The following is a 19117-nucleotide window of genomic DNA, read 5'->3' as shown; positions in this document are numbered from 1 at the left end:
CGCCCGGGTTTCAGCCGCGGGTGGCGAGGGAGCGCAGGAAGAACTGGAGGTTGGCGGGGCGCTCGGCCATCCGGCGCACGAGGTAGCCGTACCAGTCCTCGCCGAAGGGGACGTAGACGCGCATCTGGTTCCCGCGGTCGGCGATGCGGGTCTGCTCCGCGGGCCGCACGCCCGCGAGCATCTGGAACTCGTAGGTGTCGGGCGCCCGGCCGTGGTGCGAGGCGAGCGCGCCGGCGATGTCGACGAGGCGCGGGTCGTGGCTGGCGACCATCGGGTAGCCCTCGCCGGCCATGAGGACCTTGAGGCAGCGCACGTACGACAGGTCGACGTCGTCGCCGTCCTGGAAGGCCACCGACTCGGGCTCCTTGTAGGCGCCCTTGCACAGGCGGACCCGGCTGCCGGCGGTCGCGAGGTCGTGGCAGTCGGACTCGGTGCGCCGCAGGTAGCTCTGGAGGACGGCGCCGACCCACGGGAAGTCCTCGCGCAGCGTGCCCAGCGCCTCGAGGGTCCGGTCGGTCGTCGTGTGGTCCTCCATGTCGAGGGTGACCGTCGTCCCGACCCGGGCCGCGGCCTCGCAGATCGCCCGGGCGTTCTCGAGGGCGATGGCGTCGCCGTCGCCGGGGATGGCCTGGCCGACGGCGCTCAGCTTGACGCTCACCTCGGCGGCGCCGTACGCGGCGAGGTCGGCGGCGGCGAGGGCGTCGAGGAGCGCGACGTAGGTGTCGCGGGTGTGCTCGGCCTGGGTGCGGTCGGTGACGTCCTCGCCCAGGTAGTCGACGGTCGCGAGGCGGTTGGTGGTCCGCAGCTGCGCGACGACGTCGACGGCCTCGGGGACGCTCTCCCCCGCGACGTAGCGCGAGACGACCGAGCGGCTCACGGGGGCGGTGGTGACCGCCTTGCGCACGAGGTCGGAGTCGGAGATCTGCAGCATCGCTCCGCGGAGCAGGTCACGGGGGTCCACGCGCCTCAGGCTATCCGGGACCTCACGGGGTGCGGCGCCGGAGGGTGAGGCTGCCGAGCGCGAGGGCCAGCGCGATCCACGCGACGATGACGCCGAGGCTCGGCAGGACCTCGGCGAGCGGGTCGGCGAGTGCCGTGACGCCCTGCATCGCGTCGACGGCGTACGACAGCGGCAGGACGTCGGAGACGAGCTCGAGCACCCGTGGCATCCGGTCGCGGGGCAGGAGCAGCCCGCAGAGGAGGAACTGCGGGAGGACGAACGCCGGCATGAACTGGACGGCCTGGAACTCGGTGCGCGCGAACCCGCTCGCGAGGAGCCCGAGGGCCGTGCCGAGGAGCGCGTCGGCGAGGGCGATGACGACGAGGAGCCAGACGGGCCCGGCGATGTCGAGCCCGCAGACCCACACGGCGAAGGCGGTGGCGACGAGGGCCTGGACGACGGCCATCGCGCCGAACGCCAGCGCGTAGCCGATCATGAGGTCGCCCTTGCCGAGGGGCGTGGTGAGGAGGCGCTCGAGGGTGCCTGACGTGCGCTCGCGCAGGGTCGCGATGCTCGTGACGATGAACATGACGACGAAGGGGAAGACCCCGAGGAGCGACGGGCCGATCCGGTCGAAGACCTGCGGGGTGTCGGAGTAGACCCAGGCGAGGAGCCCGAGGAGGACGCAGGGGACGACGACCATGAGCCCGACCGTGCGGTGGTCGCCGCGCAGCTGGCGCAGGATGCGGCCGGCCGTCGCGAGGGTGATCCGGGGGGTCACGCGGCCTCCCCTCCGGTGCCGCCGGCGGGGCCGCCCCCACCCCCACCGCCGGCGGTGCGGCCGCCGGCCGTCCGGCCCGCCTCGGCGTCGACGAGGGCGAGGAAGGCCTGCTCGGCGTCGGAGGTGCCGGTGCGCTCGAGGAGCTCGGGGAGGGTGGAGTCGCTGAGGACGTGCCCCTCGCGCAGGAGGAGCAGCCGGTCGCAGCGCACGGCCTCGTCCATGACGTGGCTCGAGACGAAGACGGTGCGCCCCTCGTCCTCGGCGAGGTGCCGGAACATCCCCCACAGGTCGCGGCGCAGGACGGGGTCGAGGCCGACGGTGGGCTCGTCGAGGACCAGGACCTCGGGGTCGCCGACGAGGGCGCAGGCCAGGCTGACGCGGCTGCGCTGCCCGCCCGACAGGTTCTCGACGCGCGCGTCGGCGTGGCTGACGAGGTCGACCGTCTCGACGGCACGGTCGGCCGCCTCGGTGCCGACCCCGAGGACGCGGGCGAAGTAGCGGGCGTTCTCGCGGACCGTGAGGTCGCCGTAGACGCTGGGCGCCTGGGTGACGTAGGCGACCCGCCGACGCAGGCCGGGTGAGCCCGCCGGCTCCCCGAGGACGGTGACGGTGCCGCCCTCGACGACCTGGACCCCCACGACCGCGCGCATCAGGGTCGACTTGCCGCCGCCGCTCGGCCCGAGGAGGCCGACGACCTGGCCGCGGGGGACGGTGACCGTGAGGTCGGGGAGCACGTCGCGCCCGCCCCGGACGACCCGGAGGTGCTCGACGACGACGGCGTCGGTGGTGTCGGCGACGTCGGTGGCGGCGTCCCTGCCGCCGGGCTGCTGCGTCATGCCTCGAACGTCCCACCGCGGGAACGCCTCGGCAAGGCCCCCGCTCGCGACGCGCCGTGGGTAGCGTGCCGGGCATGTCGCTCCTGCGTGCGCTGCACCGCCCCTACCCCGACGACGTGTACACGGGTGAGGGCGGCGAGGCCACGGCGTGGCTGCGCCCGGACGCGACGGCGCCCGACATCGAGTACGCCCGCGGTGGCTCGTGCGAGTACCTCGCCACCGGCGACCGGACGGGCGGGCTCTACGGCCTGTACCGGTGGACCTTCGGGGAGCACGAGTCCGGCCCCGACCCGCACTTCCACCGGGCGATCACCGAGTCGTTCTACGTCCTCGAGGGCGAGGTGCGGCTCTACGACGGCACCGGCTGGGTCACCGCGTCCTCCGGCGACTTCCTCCACGTGCCCGAGGGCGGCCTCCACGGGTTCCGTGGGCGCGGCGGGGCACGGATGCTGCTGATGTTCACGCCCGGTGGCCCGCGCGAGGACTACTTCGAGACCCTGGCGGCGCTCGGCCGCGGTGGCACCCTCACCGACGACGAGCGCGCCCAGTTCATGCTCCAGCACGACACCTACTGGGTCTGAGAGCCCGACAGAGAGGGGACGACGTGTCGTTCCAGGCCTACCTCGACGCCGTCGAGAAGAAGACGGGCAGGACGCCCCAGGAGATCGTCGACGAGGCCCACGCCAAGGGCTTCGGCGCGGACACGAGGTCCGGCGAGATCGTCGACTGGCTCGCCGAGGCGTACGGCCTCGGCAAGGGCCACGCGATGGCGATGGTTCACGTCGTGAAGAACGGACCGGGGATCGCCGACACCCACGTGGGGACCACTGGGGTGCACCGGGACGAGTCGAACGTCCTGCGCCTCGACGGCCTGGCGAACCGCGACTCCCCCGCCTGACCGCGCCTCCCGCCGTCGGCGTCAGGTGGAGGCGGCGAGGTGGAGTCGGGCGAAGGCGAGCGACTCGGCGAGGTCGAGCTCGCGCTGCGCCTCGGTCACCCGACGGGTCGCGACCTCGACGATGACGTGGCCCGACCAGCCCTGTGCCGCAACCGTCTCGAGCACCTCACCGCACGGCTGCGACCCACGCCCCGGCACGAGGTGCTCGTCGCGCGGCGAGCCCACCCCGTCGGCGAGGTGGAGGTGGGCCAGCCGGGGGCCGAGGTCCCGGACCATCTGCATCGCGTCGGAGCCGGCCGTGGCCGTGTGCGAGAGGTCGAGGGTGACGTGGTCGTACGGCTGCGGGACGGGGTCCCAGTGCGGCAGGTACGCCTCGACCTCGCGCGAGCGCGGCCCGCGCCACGGGTACATGTTCTCGACGGCGAGCCGGATGCCGGTGTCGTGCTCGCGCAGGGCCACCCCGTCGACGAAGCCGGCGGCGTAGTCGCGCTGCCAGCGGAACGGCGGGTGGAGGACGACCGTGTCGGCACCGAGCTCGAGCGCGAGCTCGATCGAGCGGTCGACCTTTCCCCAGGGGTCGGTCCCCCACACCCGCTGGGTGATGAGCAGGGTCGGTGCGTGGACCGACAGGACGGGCACCCCGTGGATCCCGGACAGGGCCCGCAGCGCCCCGGCCTCGCGGGTCACCGGGTCGGTCCACACCATGACCTCCACGCCGTCGTACCCGAGCCGGGCCGCGACCTCGAACGCCGTCGCGCAGTTCTCGGGGTACACCGACGCGGTGGACACCCCGATGCGCGCCCGCGGCACCGCCACCGGCCGACCGCGGCCGGTCCCGCGGCGAGGGCGGGGAGGCACGGCTCAGCTCATCCTGTCCAGGTGGCGCAGGATGATGCCCTCCCGCAGCGCCCACGGGCAGATCTCGAGCCGGTCGAGTCCGAGGAGGTCCATCGTGGCCTCGGCGACGACGGCCCCCGCGAGCAGCTGGCGCGACCGCGACGCCGAGACCCCGGGCAGCGCGGCCCGCTCGGCCGACGTCATCCGGGCGATCTCGGGCAGCCGGGCCGCGAGCGCGTCGCGGTCGAGGTGGCGCTCGGCGTACATCCCGTCGCCGCTTGGCGCGGCGCCGCAGATCCGGGCCAGCGAGCGCATCGTCTTCGAGGTGCCGACGGCGCGGTCGGGCGCCCCGGCCTTGGCCAGCGGCCGCAGCGAGGCGGCGATCGTCGCCCGCACCTGGCGCCGCGCCTCGCGGACGACCTCGGCCGAGGGAGGGTCGCCGGCGAGGAGGTCGCGGGTCACCCGACCCGCCCCGAGCGGGAGCGACAGCGCGACGTCGGGGTCCTCGTCCATCCCGAGGGCCAGCTCGAGGGAGCCGCCGCCGATGTCGGTGACGAGGAGCGTCCCGGCCGACCACCCGAACCAGCGCCGGGCGGCGAGGAAGGTCAGGCGCGCCTCCTCCTCGCCGCTGAGGACGTCGAGCGGGACCCCCGTGGCCTCGCGGACGTGGGCGAGGACGGCCTCGCCGTTCGGTGCCTCGCGGATGGCGCTCGTGACGAAGGCGCGGACGTCCTCGACGCCCTGGTCCTCGGCCACCTGCGTGCACTCGGCCACGAACTCCGCGAGCCGGTCGCGCCCCTCGTCGGCGATCGAGCCGTCGTCGGTGACGTGCTCGGAGAGCCGCAGGTCGATCTTGTGCTTGCTCGCCGGCAGCGGCTGGGCCCCGGGGTGCGCGTCGACGACGAGGAGGTGGACCGTGTTCGATCCGACGTCGATCACCCCGAGGCGCATGCGCCCAACGTAGTCCGTGGATGGAGGCGCCCATAGGCTGGGGCGCGTGCCCGAGACGCCGCTCGACATCCCCCGCACCTGGGCCGAGTTCACCGACCCGTCGAACGCCGGCCAGCGCTTCCGGGTCGACCTCACCTGGCTGACCTCGAGCTGGACGTGCATCTTCGGCAACGGGTGCAAGGGCATCTACGCCGACCGCCCCGACGACGGGTGCTGCACCCTCGGCGCGCACTTCACCGACGACGAGGACGTCGAGCGGGTCCGCGCCGTCGTGGCCGAGCTCGGCGAGGACGAGTGGCAGCACCACCCCGGCCACGGCAGGCGCGGCGACAAGGACCCCGCGCGCCTGTCGGCGTGGACCGAGAAGGAGGACGGCGCCCGCAAGACCAAGGTCGTCGACGGCGGGTGCATCTTCCTCAACCGCCCCGGCTTCCCCGCCGGCGCCGGGTGCGCGCTGCACCAGCACGCCGTCCTCGCGGGGACCCCGCCCCACGAGGCCAAGCCCGACGTCTGCTGGCAGCTCCCGGTCCGGCGCAGCTACCGCTCGGTCGAGCAGCCCGACGACACGAGCTACCTCGAGGTGACGATCGCCGAGTACGACCGTCGCGGGTGGGGCCCGGGCGGTCACGACCTCGACTGGTACTGCTCGAGCAACCCCGAGGCGCACGTCGGCGCCGAGCCCGTCTTCCGCAGCAACCGCGCCGAGCTGACGACGCTCATGGGCGAGGAGGCCTACGGCGTCCTCGCGGTGCGCTGCGAGGCCCACCTCGACACCGTGCGCCGGGCCCGCTCCGCCGGAGCGCGCACCCTGCTGCCGCTGCTCGTCCACCCGGCGACCCTCGAGGCCGATGCCGTCGGAGGACGCCGCCCGCGCGTCCCGCGCCGCCGCGGTGCCGTGGCCGAGGGCGTCCCGGGCGCCAACGAGCCGGCCCACCCCGTCCCTCCGACGAAGGGCGCCAAGGGGACCAAGGGGACCAAGGGCTCGCGCTCGTCGTGATCCGCAGCCCCAACATCTGGGACACCCCCGACGTCTACGAGGTCGAGAACCTCGCGTCGGACCGCGCCGGGGTCGTCGACACGACGATCGTCGCCCTCCACCCGCTCGAGGGCGCCGTCGTCCTCGACGTCGGGTGCGGCTCGGGGTTCCACCTCCCGCGGCTCGCGGCACGGGGCGCGCGCGTCGTCGGGCTCGAGCCGCACCTCCCCCTCGTCGACCGGGCCCGCGCCCGACTCGCCGGATCCGGCCTCGGCGCAGCCGTTCTCGCGGGGGATGCCGAGCACCTCCCCGTCGCTGACCGCTCCGTCGACGTCGTCCACGCCCGCTGGGCGTACTTCTTCGGCGCCGGCTGCGAGCCCGGCCTGGCCGAGGTGGAGCGCGTGCTGCGCCCCGGCGGCATCGCCTGCCTCGTCGACAACGACGCGACCGGCTCGACCTTCGGCTCGTGGTTCCGGCGGGCCTACCCGGCGTACGATCCCGCTGCGGTGCAGCGCTTCTGGGACCGCCGGGGCTTCACGACCGAGCGCCTGACGATCCACTGGACCTTCGACACCCGCGACGACCTCGAGGCCGTCGTGCGCATCGAGCTCCCCCCGGGCCCGGCGGAGGCCGTCCTCGCCGAGCACGAGGGCCTCGTCGTCGACTACGCCGTCGCGCTCCGCTGGCGCCGGGCCTGACCGACGGCCGACACTGGGGCGATGCAGCTGCGACTCGTGCCCACGGTCTTCTACGCCGACGCCTCGGTCGGGGTCGACCTCTTCGTCGACGGGCTGCGGATGGAGGTGGTCCACCAGGACGGCGACCTCACCGTCGTCGAGCGCGAGGGCGCCAAGCTCAACATCGTCGAGAACGCCGAGTGGGCGGCCAAGGACCGGCCCGAGTACGGGCTCGAGACCGACGACATCGAGGGCCTGTTCGCCGACGTCTCGGCGCGCCGGCCCGACCTCCTCCACCCGAACCTGCCGAGGATCACGCCGCGGCCCTGGGGCGCGCGCGAGTTCTCGCTCCTCGACAGCACCACCGTCTGCGTCGTCGTCCGCCAGTGGTAGGGCGGCGGGAGGTCCGCCCACGGCCCCACCCGAGGGCGGCTCAGGCGTCCTCCCGGCGGTGGTCGGCCGCGAGCTGCCGGAGGTGGTCGAGGTCGACCGACGCGCGCGGCGCGACGGCGACGGCCACCTTGGTGGCGGCCCGCAGCGAGGCGGTGCGACGGCCCCCCTCGAGCAGGCTGCGCTCGCCGAGGACGGCGCCCGGACCGACCTGTGCGACGACCCGGCCGTCGACGTCGACGTCGAGCATCCCGTCGAGGACGAGGTAGAGCTCGTCCCCCGGGTCGCCCTGACGGGTCAGCTCGTCGCCGACCGCGAGGCGGCGCACCTCGGGCCGCGCCCCACCCATGATGTCGTCGCTCAGCTGGCGCTCGAGGTCGCTGCTCGCCTCGGCGACGACGGCCGGCGAGTCCTGGTCGCCCCACGGCGTGCGCTCGCCGAAGGCGTGGCGGATCCAGCCGTCCTGGTCGGTGACCCCGCTCTTGGCGACGAGCCGGCCCGAGCCGTCGTACACCCAGTGCCGCGGGAACGGGCTGGCTCCCACGAGCTCGACCTCGCTCGTGCCGTCGGGCCGGAGCGTCAGCGCCAGCGTGGTCCACACGGTCGGGGCCAGCCACTGCGCGAAGGGTCGGTGCGGGACCGGCCGCGGGAAGGGTGCTCCGGTGCGGCCGCCGACGGTCTGCACGAGCCGCGCCGAGCCGTCGTCGCCGAGCACCGGGTCGTGCTGCAGCGTGGGCAGGCGCCCGGCCCGCAGCGACAGCGAGACCGGGCCCAGGCGCACCCGGGTGACGCCGATGACGAGCCCGGAGCGCGTGCCGTAGCCCGCCCGTGCGACGCGCCCGCCCTCGACCTCGGCCCACCCGGTGAGGACGTTGCCCCACCGGAACCGGTCGGCGTCGCTGAGCCGGCCGACGTCGCCGGGGGCGATCCGGTCGGGGGGCGGCTCGTCGACGTGGGTGACCCCCAAGGTCATGCCGGCCTTGACCATCCCGTGGATGATGTCGGACGGGATCCACGACATCGTCGTCACCGTCGACTCGACCCTCATCAGCTGACCCCCTGCTCGTGGAGTGCCCACCATCGTAGGGGGCCCGCACCCCTCCCCACGTGCGGTTTTCCATGGCTATCCTCGGGCCATGCCGGACCCGGAGCCACCGGCGCCCTCCCCGGAGCAGTCCCTCCTCGAGGTGGAGACGGCGATCGCCGCCCTCGAGGCGCAGCGCGCTGCCCTCGGCGACGTCGTCGTGCGGACGGCCCTCGCCCCGCTCCTCGAGCGGCGCGACGCGCTGCGCACCGGGCTGGCCGGGGAGCAGCGGCGGCTCGTCACCGTGCTGTTCGCCGACCTCGAGGGGTTCACCGTGCTGTCCCGGCGCCTCGACGCCGAGGACACCCGGCAGGTCGTCAACGACTGCTTCCTCCGGTGGCAGCGCGTCATCGAGGCCCACGGTGGCGTCGTCGAGAAGTTCATCGGCGATGCCGTCATGGCGGTCTTCGGGCTCCACGTCTCCCAGGAGGACGACGCCGTCCGCGCCGTCCGCGCCGGGATGGCCATGGTCGAGTCCCTCGTCGCCGTCGCGGACGAGGTGGAGGCGGCCCACGGGACGCGCCTGCACATGCGGGTCGGCGTCGACGCCGGCGACGTCGTCGTCAGCACCCTCGGCGAGCGCTCGGGCCAGGCGTTCGTCGCCGTCGGCCCGACGGTCAACCGCGCCAGCCGGCTGCAGGGTGAGGCGCCGCGCGACGGGGTCCTCGTCAGCGACGAGGTGCTCCGGCTCGTGCGCGGGCGGTTCGCCCTCGAGCCACGGCCCGGCCTCGTCCTCAAGGGCATCGACGAGCCGGTCGACGCCTACGTCGTCCTACGCGAGCGCGACCTCGGGTCGGAGCTCGAGCCCACGGCGGGCGTGGGCGGCGTCGAGACGACGACGGTCGGTCGCGACCTCGAGCTGCTCGCCCTGCAGGAGCACCTCGCCGACGTCGCCGACGACCGTGCCTGGCGGATCACGACCGTCGTCGGCGACGCGGGGGTCGGCAAGTCCCGGCTGCTCGCCGACTTCCACGCCTGGCTCGACGAGCGACCCGACCCGGTGTGGTGGCTGCGCGGCCGGGGGTCGCCCTCGCAGCAGAACCGACCGCACCACCTCCTGCGCGACGCCGTCTCGACGCGGTTCGGCATCACCCCCGCCGACGACCCGTCGACGGTCCTCGCGCGGTGCGAGGAGGCCTTCGGCCGCACGTTCGGCGCGAGCGAGCGGACCCGGCGCGACGCGCGCCTCGTCGCGCGGTGGCTCGGCTTCGAGGTCGGAGAGGCCGCGCCGGAGGAGCTGCCGAGCGACCCGCAGGCGCTGCGCGACGAGGCGAGCGAGCTGCTCGCCGGCTACCTCGCGCGCCTGGCCCGGCAGGCACCGGTCGTCCTCCTCCTCGAGGACGTCCACTGGGCCGACGACGCCACCCTGCGGTGGCTCGAGGCGGCCGACGAGGTGCTGCGGGAGGCGCCCGTCCTCGTCGTCGCGACGGCCCGACCGACGCTCCTGGACCTGCACCCCCGGTGGGGCGAGGGGCTCGAGCACCACCGCCGGCTGCCGCTCGCTCCGCTGTCGAGGCGGCACAGCCGCCAGCTGCTCGACCAGCTGCTCGCCCGGGTCGAGGACGTCCCGGCCGACCTCGTGTCGCTCGTCGTCGAGGGGGCCGAGGGCAACCCCTTCTACCTCGAGGAGCTCGTGACCTGGCTCGTCGACTCCGGGGTCATCGAGCCGGGCGCCGACACCTGGCGGGTGCGCACGGAACGGATGGGCGCCGTCCGCGTCCCGACGACCCTGCGCGGCGTCCTCCAAGCCCGGCTCGACGGGCTCGAGCCGGACGAGCGACAGGTCCTCCAGCGCGCGTCCGTCGTCGGCCGCGTCTTCTGGGACGCGGCGGTGGGGCGCCTCGGAGGCGGCGGCGACGACCCGGTGCCCGTCCTCCTCGACCGGCTGCGCGGTCGCGACCTCGTCCTCCAGCGCCAGGGGTCGACCATCGAGGAGGTGCAGGAGTACCTCTTCAAGCACGCCCTCCTGCGCGACGTCGCCTACGACGGGATCCTGCGGGCCCACCGCCGGACCTACCACGCCCGCGCGGCGGCCTGGCTCGTCGAGGTGGGTGAGCGGTCCGGCCGCACCGACGAGTACGCGTTCCTCGTCGCCGAGCACACCGACCTCGCCGGCGACCCCGCCGCCCCGCGGTGGTACCTGCGCGCGGCCGACCGGGCCTCCTCGGTGCACGCACCGGAGGAGGCGCGGCGGCTGCTCGAGCGCGGGCTCGCCCTCGTCGGCGACGACGACCTCCTGCGCTTCGACCTCCTCGCCGCCCACGAGGACGTCCTCGACCGGCAGGGGGAACGCAGCGCGCAGCAGGCGGACCTCGACGCGATGGGCGCCATGCTCGACCGCCTGGACCCCGGGCGCCGGGTCCGCCTCCACCTCGCGGCCGCGCGGCTGGCCTTCGACACGAGCCGCTACGACGACGCCATCGCCGCGGCCGACGTCGCCGTCGACGAGGCGGAGCAGGCGGGCCTGCGGGCGGCCGCGGCGCGCGGTCACCTCCTCGCCGGCAAGGCGTACACGTGGAGCGACGACGCCGAGCGGGCGCGCGGCGCCCTCGACCGGGCGATCGGGGTCGCCGACGAGGTGGCGCTCGACGGCGTCGCGGCCGAGTCGCTGCGCTACCTCGGGATGATCGCGGGCAACGAGGGCGAGTACGACGCGTCGCTCGGGCACCTGGCCCGGGCGCAGTCGCGGTTCGCGGCGGCGGGCGACGCCGAGGGCGAGGGACGCGTCCTCGTCCAGGTCTCGGCGACGCAGTACAACCTCGGGCTGCTGCGCGAGTCGAGGCAGTCGCTGGAACGGGCGCGACCGGCCTTCGCCCGGTCGCGCTACCGCTACGGCGAGGCGCTCGTCCTCGGCAACCTCGCGACGATCGCGGCCGGGCAGGGGGAGCTGGGGGCGGCCCTCACCTGGGCCGTCGAGTCCATCGACGCGACCCGCCGGCTCCAGGACGTCGAGGCGGTCGCGACGAACACCGGGGTCCTGTCGGAGATCGAGCTGCTGCTGGGGCGGCTGGACGCCGCGCAGGCCCACGGGCTGGAGTCGGCCGAGCTCGCCGCGAGCGTCTCGCGCGAGTCCCTGCGCACGCACGGCCTGTCGATGGCGGCGCTGGCGGTCTCGCACGAGGGTCGCCACGACGACGCGGTCGAGCTCGCCCGGCGGGCGGTGGCGGCCGGGGAGGCCGGCCCGGAGCCCCGGGCCCTGGGGACGGTCCAGCACGTGCTGGGGCAGGTCCTCGCGGCGGCCGGACGGCCGGACGAGGCGGCCGCCGCGTTCGCGACGGCCCATCGGACCTTCACCGAGCTCGGCATCGCCGGGCTCGACCTGCAGGCGGCCGCGGGCGAGGCGGCCTGCCGGCTCGAGCTCGGCGACCCGGACCGCGCCGCCGAGCTCGTCGACCCCGTCGTCGCGGCCGTGCTGCGCCCGGACGGTGGGACGGCGAGCGGCAGCCCGCTCACGGAGGCGCCCCTCGGCGTCGCCCACCCGGAACCGGTGTGGCACGACTGCCTGCGCGTCCTGACCGCCGTCGGTGACCCGCGGGCCGCGTCCTTCCGCTCCGCGGTGCGCACCTGGCTGGAGGAGCGTGCGGTGACCGTCGGCCCGTCCGTCGAGGCCGACTACCGCGCCAGCCCCCAGGTGCAGCGGCTCCTCGCCCTCCTGGGCTGACGGCGCGGCCCCCTCGTCGGGGGTCGGCGAGGTCCCTGGGCAGGAACCGGTCGGGAGTCGGTCAGGCGTCGCTCGGGTCGAGGTCGAGGGCGATGTCGACGATCGGTGAGCTGTGGGTCAGCCCGCCCACGGAGAGGTAGTCGACCCCCGTCGCCGCGTACGCGGCGGCGACCTCGAGGGTCAGGCCGCCGGTCGCCTCGACCTCCACGGTCTCGCCGGTGTCGCGCACGGCAGCGACCGTCGCGCGCAGGTGGTCGGTGGACATGTTGTCGCACAACAGGAACCGCGCACCGGCGCCGACGGCCTCGAGGGCCTCCGCCGTCGTCGTCACCTCGACCTGGACCGGCACGTCGGGGAACCGGTCGCGGATCGCGGCGATGGCCGCGGTGAGGCTCCCCGCGGCCAGCTTGTGGTTGTCCTTGACCATCGCGCAGTCGTACAGCCCCATCCGCTTGTTCGTCCCGCCGCCGCACCGGACCGCGTACTTCTCGAGCGCGCGCATGCCGGGTGTGGTCTTGCGGGTGTCGAGGACCATGGCCCCCGACCCCGCGAGCTCGTCGGCCCAGCGACGGGTGTGGGTCGCGACGCCGGAGGTGCGGGACAGGACGTTGAGGGCGGTGCGCTCGGCGACGAGCGTCGTGCGGGTCGACCCGGCGAGGGTCGCGAGGTGGTCGCCGCGCTCGACGCGGGCCCCGTCCTCGACGTGCAGCTCGAGGACGACCGCGCCGGTCCCGAGGCGGGCCGCCACGGCCTCGAGGACGAGCGCGACGACCGGCAGCCCGGCGACGACCCCGTCGGCCCGGGCGACGAGGTGCGCCACCGAGGTCTGCTCGGCGGGGATCGTCGCCATCGTCGTGACGTCGGTGCCCGGACCGAGGTCCTCGTCGAGCGCCCGCTCGACGAGGAGGCGCGCGTCCTCGAGCGGGAAGCCGTGGTCGGCGACGTGGTCGGTCATGAGGGCCCCCCGGTGTCGGCCGGGACGGGAGTCGTCCCGGCGCCGTCATCGGCACTGGCGTCGGTCCCGAGGTCGGCCGCGAGGTCGTTCGCGGGGCCGTCGACCCGGTGCTCGGTCACGGCGAGCGAGCCGTCGGGGGCGCGGGTCGTCGTGAGGCGGGTGAGCCAGCGGACGTCGTCTCGTTCGGGCGCGTCGGAGCGCACGTGGCCCCCACGGGTCTCGACGCGGAGGTGGGCGACCTGGGAGAGGGCCTGGCCCAGGTGCAGGAGGTTCGTCGTCTCCCAGGTGCGCGGGCCGGGCTCGGCCCCCGACGGCGGCAGTGCCGCGAGGTCGGCGAGCGCCACCAGTGCCGCTGCCGTCGACTCCCCGGAACGCACGGGACCGGAGCCGCGCGTCATCGTGCGCTGGAGGTCGAGGCGCCGGGACGAGTCGAGGACGGCCGTGTCGCCGTCGACGACCGGTGTGCGAGAGGGCAGCTCGTCCCGCGACAAGCGCCCGGTGATGTCGTCGGCGATGCGGTGGGCGAAGACGAGACCTTCGAGGAGCGAGTTCGACGCGAGCCGGTTGGCGCCGTGGACCCCCGTGCACGAGCACTCGCCGCACGCGTAGAGCCCGTCGACCGAGGTCCGGCCGAGCAGGTCGGTCTCGACGCCCCCCGACGCGTAGTGCTGGGCCGGCGCGACGGGAAGGAGCTCGGTCGCGGGGTCGAACCCGAGCTCGCGGCACCGCGCGACGATCGAGGGGAAGCGCGCCTCGAGGAAGTCGCAGCCGAGGTGGCGCGCGTCGAGCCAGACGTGGTCGACCTCCTGGTCGCGCATGACGTCGAGGATGGCCCGGGCGACGACGTCGCGCGGGGCGAGGTCGGCCAGCGCGTGGCGCCCCTGCATGATCCGCGTGCCGGAGCCGTCGACGAGGAAGGCGCCCTCGCCGCGCACGGCTTCGGAGATCAGCGGCTGCTGGCCGGTCGAGCCCTCCCCGAGGAAGAGCACCGTCGGGTGGAACTGGACGAACTCGAGGTCGGTCACCCGCGCCCCGGCCCGCAGCGCCGCCGCCATCCCGTCACCGGTCGCGACGGGAGGGTTGGTCGTCGAGGTGTAGATCTGGCCGAGCCCCCCGGTCGCGAGGACGACCGCGCGGGCGTGCGCGGCACCGACCCCGTCGACCTGGCCCTCCCCGATGACGTGGAGCGTCACGCCGCACACGGCGCCGTCGCCCGCGGTGAGGAGGTCGACGACGAGCGCGTGCTCGACGACCTCGATGCCCGGATCGTCGCGGACCCGGTCGAGCGCGGCGATGAGGGCCCGGGAGATCTCGGCGCCCGTCGCGTCGCCGCCGGCGTGGGCGATCCGGTCGCGGTGGTGGCCGCCCTCGCGGGTCAGCTTGATCTCGCCGCCGGCGTCCCGGTCGAACTCGGCCCCGAGCGCCACGAGCTCGCGGACCCGGTCGGGCCCCTCGGTGACGAGGGCGCGCACGGCGTCGACGTCGCAGAGCCCGACCCCGGCGACGAGGGTGTCGTGGAGGTGCTCCTCGGGGGTGTCCTCGGGGTCGAGGGCCGCGGCGATGCCGCCCTGGGCCCACTGCGTGGAGCCCGCCGACAGCACCGTCTTCGTCACGAGCAGCACCGTGTCGACCGTCTCGCGCAGCCGGAGCGCGCAGGTGAGGCCGGCGATCCCCGACCCGACGACGACGACGTCGGCGGTCGCCGTCCACCCCGGCTCGGACGCGGTGAGACGTCGGGGGACGCGGGGCGGGGCGGCGGAGGCGGAGGGCGTCGTCATCGAGGTCAGACGTCGGCCCGGGCGTGCGGCACGTCGGAGAAGACGTCGATGGCCCCGCCGTCGGGGCCGAGATGGAGCGGCGCGTTGTCGATGAGGCGGGTCGTGCCGACCTTGGCGGCGACCGCGAGCAGGGCCTCGCCGCGGTACCACTCGGGCACGCTCTGGAGGGTGTGGGGGTGGACGAGGACGAGGTAGTCGACGAGCGCCAGCGGCTCCTCGACCATGACCTCGCGGGCCGCCCGCCGTACCGCCGAGGGACCGAGCCGGGCGGCCTCGGCGCCGGCGCGCAGGGCCCGGCTCAGGCTGAGCGCGACCTCGCGGTCGGAGTCGGTGAGGTACATGTTGCGGCTGCTCATGGCCAGGCCGTCGGGCTCGCGGACCGTGGGCACCGAGACGATGTCGACCGGGAAGTCGACGTCGCGGACCATCCGGCGGATGAGGAGCAGCTGCTGCGCGTCCTTCTGCCCGAAGTAGGCGCTGCGGGCCGCGGTGAGGTGGAGCAGCTTGCCGACGACGGTGAGGACGCCGTCGAAGTGGCCGGGACGGGAGGCGCCCTCCAGGACCTCGCCGAGCGGACCCGCGGCGACCCGCACGCCGGGGTCGCCGTCGGGGTAGACGACGTCGGGGGTGGGCGCGAAGACGACGTCCACGCCGGCGGTCGTGCAGATCTCCATGTCGGAGTCGAAGGTCCGCGGGTAGCGGGAGAGGTCCTCCTTGGGCCCGAACTGGAGCGGGTTGAGGAAGATCGTCACGACGACGTGGGCGTGCCGCTGTCGCGCCGCCCGGATGAGGTGGGCGTGCCCGTCGTGCAGCGCCCCCATCGTCATGACGACGGCGACGTCGCGGCTCGGCAGCGCCTCGCGCGCGGCCTTGAGCTCCTCGCGCGTGTGCGCGACGACGGGGGTGGTGGTGGTGGTCACTCAGGGCTCCTGGTCGGAGAGGGTGTCGAGGAGGGGGTCGGCGGCGGCGGGGCGCAGCCGGCCGCTGTCGAGGGCGCGCAGCGCGGTCGCGCGGGCGAGGGCGACGTAGGTCCTCCGGATCTCGGGCGAGAGCCGCTCCAGCTCGCGCAGGTGGTCCTCCACGGTACCGACGTCCCCACGGGCCACCGGGCCGGTGAGGGCTGCGTCACCCAGCCGGAGCGCGTTGTCGAGCGCCGCGCGCATCAGTGGTCCGATGACGCGGCGCGGCTCCTCGACGCCGGCGCGCGAGAGCAGCTCCATCGCCTCGCTCGTCAGGGTCACGAGGTGGTTCGCGCCGTGGGCGAGGGCCGCGTGGTAGGCCGCGCGGTCCTCCTCCTCGATCCAGACGGGGTCGCCGCCCATCTCGACGACGAGGGCCTCGGCGACGGGGCGCAGCAGCTCGTCGGTCGTGACGCCGAAGGCGGCGTCGGCGAGGCGGTCGAGGTCCATCGCGGTGCCGGTGAAGGTCATGGCCGGGTGGAGGGCGAGCGGCAGGACGTGGTGAGCGCGGGCGGGGTCCAGGACGCCGACGCCGTGCCGCCCGCTCGTGTGGACGACGATCTGGCCGGCCTGCCACGCGCCGGTGGCGCCGAGCCCGGCGACGAGGTCGGCGAGCGCGTCGTCCGGGACGGCGAGGAGGACGAGCTCGGCGTTCGCGAGGACGGTCGGGACGTCCTCGAGCGGGACCCCCGGGAGGAGCTCGGCCGCGCGGGCCCGGCTCGCCTCCGAGACGGCGTAGGCGCCGGTGACCCGGTGGCCGGCGCGCGCGAGGGCCGCCCCGAGGACCGCGCCGACCCGGCCCGCACCGACGACGCCGACGGTGAGGCGCGCGGGGTGCTCGATGCCGTCCACAGCCGAGCACGCTACCGCCACGCGTGCCCCGCGGCGTCCACGCTCGCTCCCGCGTCAGGTGCGCCAGCCGGTGCGGACCGTGCGCGCCGTCACGGTGACGGCGCGCGAACCCGCGGTCGGCCCAGGTCCTCGTGGGTCATCTCGGGATCCCTGCGCCACGACCGTGGCGCCGTGCCCCGGGCGGGGAGGGCGCCCCACGACCGATAGCGTGCCGACGTGGTCCCCTGGCGCGAGGCGTGGCACGAGGCGCTGTACGGCGTGCATGGGTTCTACCGGCGCCCGGAGGGTCCGGCCGGCCACTTCACGACCTCGGCCCACGGGCCGCTCGGGTCGGTGCTCGCCGAGGCGGTGGGTCGCCTCGCTGACCGCGAGGGCGTCGGCCACGTGGTCGACCTGGGCTGCGGCCGTGGCGAGCTGCTCCACCAGCTCGCGGCGCTGCGTCCCGACCTGCGGCTGACCGGCGTCGACGTCGTGGCGCGACCGGTCGACCTCCCCGAGGCCGTCGGGTGGCTCACCTCCCCCGGGGGCGCCGCGCTCCCGCACACCCTCGACGGGCTCGAGGACGTCCTCGTCCTCGCGCACGAGTGGCTCGACGTCGTGCCGTGCACCGTGCTCGAGGTCGCCGAGCCGGGGCGGCTCGCCGTCGTCCTCGTCGACCCCGCGACCGGGGGGGAGTCGCTCGGGGGCGACCCCACCGCGGCCGAGCTCACCTGGTGCGCGCAGCACTGGCCGGTGGACGACCTCGAGGAGGGGTCGCGGGTGGAGGTGGGACTCGCGCGCGACCTTGCCTGGGACGACCTCGCGGCCCGCGTGCGCGGCGGTGTCCTCGTCGCCGTCGACTACGGCCACACCCGGGCCGACCGGCCACCGCACGGGACGCTCACCGGCTACCGCGGAGGGTCGGTCGTCGCGCCGGTGCCGGACGGGTCGTGCGACCTCACCGCGCACGTCGCGGTCGACAGCCTCGCGCACGACGCAGTCGTCCCCCAGGGCGAGGCGCTGCGCGAGCTCGGCATCGTGACGGGCGTGCCCCCGCGGGCGCTCGCCCGCGCCGACCCGGCCGCCTACCTCGCCGCGCTGGCCCGGGCCTCGGCCGCGACCGCGGTCACCGACCCCTCCGGTCTCGGCGGCTTCCTCTGGGTGCTGCGGCGGGTCGGGTCTCGATGACCACGGCCGGCGACCCGGTGGCCCGCGCCCGGTGGGGCAGACTGGCGGCGTGACCCCAGGGACCGAGCCGCGCGCCCTCGACATCGGCATGGGTGCCGGTGGGCTGGCCACCGCCGACATGGTGCTCAACATCGGCCCGCAGCACCCCGCGACCCACGGCGTCCTGCGGCTGCGGGTCGTCCTCGACGGCGAGCGGATCATCTCGGCGGAGCCGATCATCGGCTACATGCACCGGGGGGCCGAGAAGCTCTTCGAGGTGCGCGACTACCGGCAGATCACCGTCCTCGCCAACCGGCACGACTGGCTGTCGGCCTTCGGCAACGAGCTCGGGGTCGTCCTCGGGGTCGAGGCGATGCTGGGGATGGAGGTCCCCGAGCGCGCCGTGTGGCTGCGCACCCTCCTCGCCGAGCTGAACCGCGTCCTGTCGCACCTGATGTTCCTCGGCTCGTACCCGCTCGAGCTCGGCGCCATCACCCCGATCTTCTACGCCTTCCGCGAGCGCGAGGAGCTCCAGGCCGTGATGGAGGAGGCCTCCGGCGGGCGGATGCACTACATGTTCAACCGGGTCGGCGGCCTCAAGGAGGACGTGCCGGCCGGCTGGCTCGGCCGGGTCGAGTCCGCGGTGCTCGCCGTACGCCGGCGGCTGCCCGACCTCGAGTCGATGATCGTCGGCAACGAGATCCTGCGGGCCCGCACCCGGGGCGTGGGCGTCCTCGACGCCGAGACGTGCCTGGCCTACGGCGTCTCCGGACCCATCGCCCGGGCGAGCGGTCTCGACCTCGACCTGCGACGCGACGACCCCTACCTCGCCTACCCCTCCCTCTTCGGCCCCGGCGGGCCGGGACGCGTCGTCACCCGGACCGAGGGCGACTGCCTCGCCCGCCTCGAGGTGCTCCTCGAGCAGGTGCACGTCAGCCTCGACCTCGCACAGGCGTGCCTCGACACCCTCGTCACCCTCCCCGCCGGGCCGGTCAACCAGCGGCTGCCCAAGGTCCTCAAGGTCCCCGAGGGCGAGCGCTACACCGCCACCGAGAACCCCCTCGGTCTCAACGGGTACCACCTCGTCTCGCGCGGCGAGAAGACCCCGTGGCGCCTCAAGCTCCGCTCGGCCTCCTTCAACAACGTCCAGGTGCTCTCGACGGTGCTCCCGGGGTGCCTCGTCGCCGACATGGTCGCCGTCCTCGGCTCGATGTTCTTCGTCGTCGGCGACGTCGACAAGTAGCACGCGGCCGCGGCGTCGACGCCGCTCCCGACCCGGCGACCCTCCGGCGCGGGAAGTGGGAAGACGCTGCCGCGCCGCCGACCCGTGGGATACATTCCCCGCATCACTGCGGCCGCGTCGCCCCTCCTCACGCGCGCTCCCCCGCCCCGGACC

18 protein-coding genes are annotated in these 19117 nt (G+C 75.2%); 8 read left to right on the top strand and 10 right to left on the bottom strand.

Annotation, left to right across the window (positions count from 1 at the left end; genetic code table 11):
* Nucleotides 1–10: 10 nt before the first annotated feature.
* From ACFWN3_RS13325 to ACFWN3_RS13315, 3 genes are read right to left on the bottom strand one after another with little or no spacing between them, the layout of a single operon-like run.
* Complete coding sequence (locus tag ACFWN3_RS13325; protein ID WP_377640332.1) at nucleotides 11–961, bottom strand: proline dehydrogenase family protein; 951 nt, start codon at nucleotides 959–961, stop codon at nucleotides 11–13.
* 22 nt (nucleotides 962–983) lie between these two features.
* A complete protein-coding gene (locus tag ACFWN3_RS13320) occupies nucleotides 984–1721 on the bottom strand; it encodes an ABC transporter permease (protein ID WP_377640330.1) in 738 nt (245 codons plus the stop codon).
* Nucleotides 1718–2557, bottom strand: coding sequence for an ABC transporter ATP-binding protein (locus ACFWN3_RS13315; protein ID WP_377640328.1), 840 nt, complete (start codon nucleotides 2555–2557; stop codon nucleotides 1718–1720). The genes ACFWN3_RS13320 and ACFWN3_RS13315 overlap by 4 nt, the downstream gene beginning before the upstream one ends.
* Before the next feature lie 74 nt (nucleotides 2558–2631).
* On the opposite strand from ACFWN3_RS13315, the gene ACFWN3_RS13310 reads away from it, so the two are divergent.
* Both ACFWN3_RS13310 and ACFWN3_RS13305 read left to right on the top strand, forming a co-directional pair.
* Nucleotides 2632–3138, top strand: coding sequence for a cupin domain-containing protein (locus ACFWN3_RS13310; protein WP_377640326.1), 507 nt, complete (start codon nucleotides 2632–2634; stop codon nucleotides 3136–3138).
* Nucleotides 3139–3161: 23 nt separating this feature from the next.
* Nucleotides 3162–3455, top strand: coding sequence for a DUF4287 domain-containing protein (locus ACFWN3_RS13305; RefSeq protein WP_377640324.1), 294 nt, complete (start codon nucleotides 3162–3164; stop codon nucleotides 3453–3455).
* Between the two features lie 21 nt (nucleotides 3456–3476).
* Here ACFWN3_RS13305 and ACFWN3_RS13300 read toward each other — a convergent pair whose 3' ends face one another.
* A complete protein-coding gene (locus ACFWN3_RS13300) occupies nucleotides 3477–4313 on the bottom strand; it encodes a sugar phosphate isomerase/epimerase family protein (protein ID WP_377640322.1) in 837 nt (278 codons plus the stop codon).
* 3 nt (nucleotides 4314–4316) lie between these two features.
* Nucleotides 4317–5243 (bottom strand): Ppx/GppA family phosphatase, encoded by a 927-nt coding sequence (locus tag ACFWN3_RS13295; RefSeq protein WP_377640320.1) that lies wholly within the window; start codon nucleotides 5241–5243, stop codon nucleotides 4317–4319.
* A 46-nt stretch (nucleotides 5244–5289) separates the two neighbouring features.
* Between ACFWN3_RS13295 and ACFWN3_RS13290 the strand changes: the two genes are divergently transcribed.
* From ACFWN3_RS13290 to ACFWN3_RS13280, 3 genes are read left to right on the top strand one after another with little or no spacing between them, the layout of a single operon-like run.
* Nucleotides 5290–6240, top strand: a complete 951-nt coding sequence (locus ACFWN3_RS13290) for a hypothetical protein (RefSeq protein WP_377640318.1) — start codon at nucleotides 5290–5292, stop codon at nucleotides 6238–6240.
* Nucleotides 6237–6917 carry a class I SAM-dependent methyltransferase gene (locus ACFWN3_RS13285; protein ID WP_377640316.1) on the top strand — a complete coding sequence of 227 codons (681 nt, stop codon included), beginning with the start codon at nucleotides 6237–6239 and terminating at the stop codon, nucleotides 6915–6917. The genes ACFWN3_RS13290 and ACFWN3_RS13285 overlap by 4 nt, the downstream gene beginning before the upstream one ends.
* A 21-nt stretch (nucleotides 6918–6938) precedes the next feature.
* Nucleotides 6939–7289: a hypothetical protein gene (locus ACFWN3_RS13280; protein ID WP_377640314.1), complete on the top strand. Its 351-nt coding sequence runs from the start codon at nucleotides 6939–6941 to the stop codon at nucleotides 7287–7289.
* 40 nt (nucleotides 7290–7329) lie between these two features.
* Here ACFWN3_RS13280 and ACFWN3_RS13275 read toward each other — a convergent pair whose 3' ends face one another.
* Nucleotides 7330–8334 carry a cyclic nucleotide-binding domain-containing protein gene (locus ACFWN3_RS13275; RefSeq protein ID WP_377640312.1) on the bottom strand — a complete coding sequence of 335 codons (1005 nt, stop codon included), beginning with the start codon at nucleotides 8332–8334 and terminating at the stop codon, nucleotides 7330–7332.
* 88 nt (nucleotides 8335–8422) lie between these two features.
* Between ACFWN3_RS13275 and ACFWN3_RS13270 the strand changes: the two genes are divergently transcribed.
* On the top strand, nucleotides 8423–12031 hold the full coding sequence (locus ACFWN3_RS13270; protein ID WP_377640310.1) for an ATP-binding protein: 3609 nt from the start codon (nucleotides 8423–8425) through the stop codon (nucleotides 12029–12031).
* 61 nt (nucleotides 12032–12092) lie between these two features.
* Here the strand turns inward: ACFWN3_RS13270 and nadC are convergent, their stop codons facing one another.
* The 4 genes from nadC to ACFWN3_RS13250 are packed head-to-tail and all read right to left on the bottom strand — an operon-like array spanning nucleotide 12093 to nucleotide 16575.
* The gene (gene nadC, locus ACFWN3_RS13265) at nucleotides 12093–12986 is read right to left on the bottom strand and encodes a carboxylating nicotinate-nucleotide diphosphorylase (RefSeq protein ID WP_377640308.1); all 894 of its coding nucleotides are present in this window, start codon (nucleotides 12984–12986) and stop codon (nucleotides 12093–12095) included.
* Nucleotides 12983–14764: an L-aspartate oxidase gene (locus tag ACFWN3_RS13260; RefSeq protein ID WP_377640307.1), complete on the bottom strand. Its 1782-nt coding sequence runs from the start codon at nucleotides 14762–14764 to the stop codon at nucleotides 12983–12985. Before ACFWN3_RS13260 ends, nadC begins: the two co-directional genes overlap by 4 nt.
* Nucleotides 14765–14769: 5 nt before the next feature.
* The gene (panC, locus tag ACFWN3_RS13255; protein ID WP_377640305.1) at nucleotides 14770–15684 is read right to left on the bottom strand and encodes a pantoate--beta-alanine ligase; all 915 of its coding nucleotides are present in this window, start codon (nucleotides 15682–15684) and stop codon (nucleotides 14770–14772) included.
* Nucleotides 15685–16575: a Rossmann-like and DUF2520 domain-containing protein gene (locus ACFWN3_RS13250; protein ID WP_377640303.1), complete on the bottom strand. Its 891-nt coding sequence runs from the start codon at nucleotides 16573–16575 to the stop codon at nucleotides 15685–15687. It abuts the gene before it with no gap.
* A 216-nt stretch (nucleotides 16576–16791) separates the two neighbouring features.
* On the opposite strand from ACFWN3_RS13250, the gene ACFWN3_RS13245 reads away from it, so the two are divergent.
* Nucleotides 16792–17742: an SAM-dependent methyltransferase gene (locus ACFWN3_RS13245; protein ID WP_377640301.1), complete on the top strand. Its 951-nt coding sequence runs from the start codon at nucleotides 16792–16794 to the stop codon at nucleotides 17740–17742.
* Nucleotides 17743–17830: 88 nt separating this feature from the next.
* On the top strand, nucleotides 17831–18964 hold the full coding sequence (locus ACFWN3_RS13240; protein WP_377645606.1) for an NADH-quinone oxidoreductase subunit D: 1134 nt from the start codon (nucleotides 17831–17833) through the stop codon (nucleotides 18962–18964).
* Nucleotides 18965–19117 lie beyond the last annotated feature (153 nt).

The sequence above is a fragment of the Oryzobacter terrae genome, from assembly GCF_042756445.1.
GTDB lineage: Bacteria > Actinomycetota > Actinomycetes > Actinomycetales > Dermatophilaceae > Oryzobacter > Oryzobacter terrae.
Note: the sequence above shows the minus strand (reverse complement) of the source record. Positions and strands in the feature narration are given on the sequence as shown.

What these genes read in the sequence shown, in the direction of transcription:
- ACFWN3_RS13315 (WP_377640328.1), bottom strand. Translation starts at nt 2,557, where the DNA reads ATGACGCAGCAGCCCGGCGGCAGGGACGCCGCCACCGACGTCGCCGAC.
- ACFWN3_RS13310 (WP_377640326.1), top strand. Translation starts at nt 2,632, where the DNA reads ATGTCGCTCCTGCGTGCGCTGCACCGCCCCTACCCCGACGACGTGTAC.
- ACFWN3_RS13295 (WP_377640320.1), bottom strand. Translation starts at nt 5,243, where the DNA reads ATGCGCCTCGGGGTGATCGACGTCGGATCGAACACGGTCCACCTCCTC.
- ACFWN3_RS13280 (WP_377640314.1), top strand. Translation starts at nt 6,939, where the DNA reads ATGCAGCTGCGACTCGTGCCCACGGTCTTCTACGCCGACGCCTCGGTC.
- ACFWN3_RS13275 (WP_377640312.1), bottom strand. Translation starts at nt 8,334, where the DNA reads ATGAGGGTCGAGTCGACGGTGACGACGATGTCGTGGATCCCGTCCGAC.
- ACFWN3_RS13270 (WP_377640310.1), top strand. Translation starts at nt 8,423, where the DNA reads ATGCCGGACCCGGAGCCACCGGCGCCCTCCCCGGAGCAGTCCCTCCTC.
- nadC (WP_377640308.1), bottom strand. Translation starts at nt 12,986, where the DNA reads ATGACCGACCACGTCGCCGACCACGGCTTCCCGCTCGAGGACGCGCGC.
- ACFWN3_RS13260 (WP_377640307.1), bottom strand. Translation starts at nt 14,764, where the DNA reads ATGACGACGCCCTCCGCCTCCGCCGCCCCGCCCCGCGTCCCCCGACGT.
- ACFWN3_RS13240 (WP_377645606.1), top strand. Translation starts at nt 17,831, where the DNA reads ATGGGTGCCGGTGGGCTGGCCACCGCCGACATGGTGCTCAACATCGGC.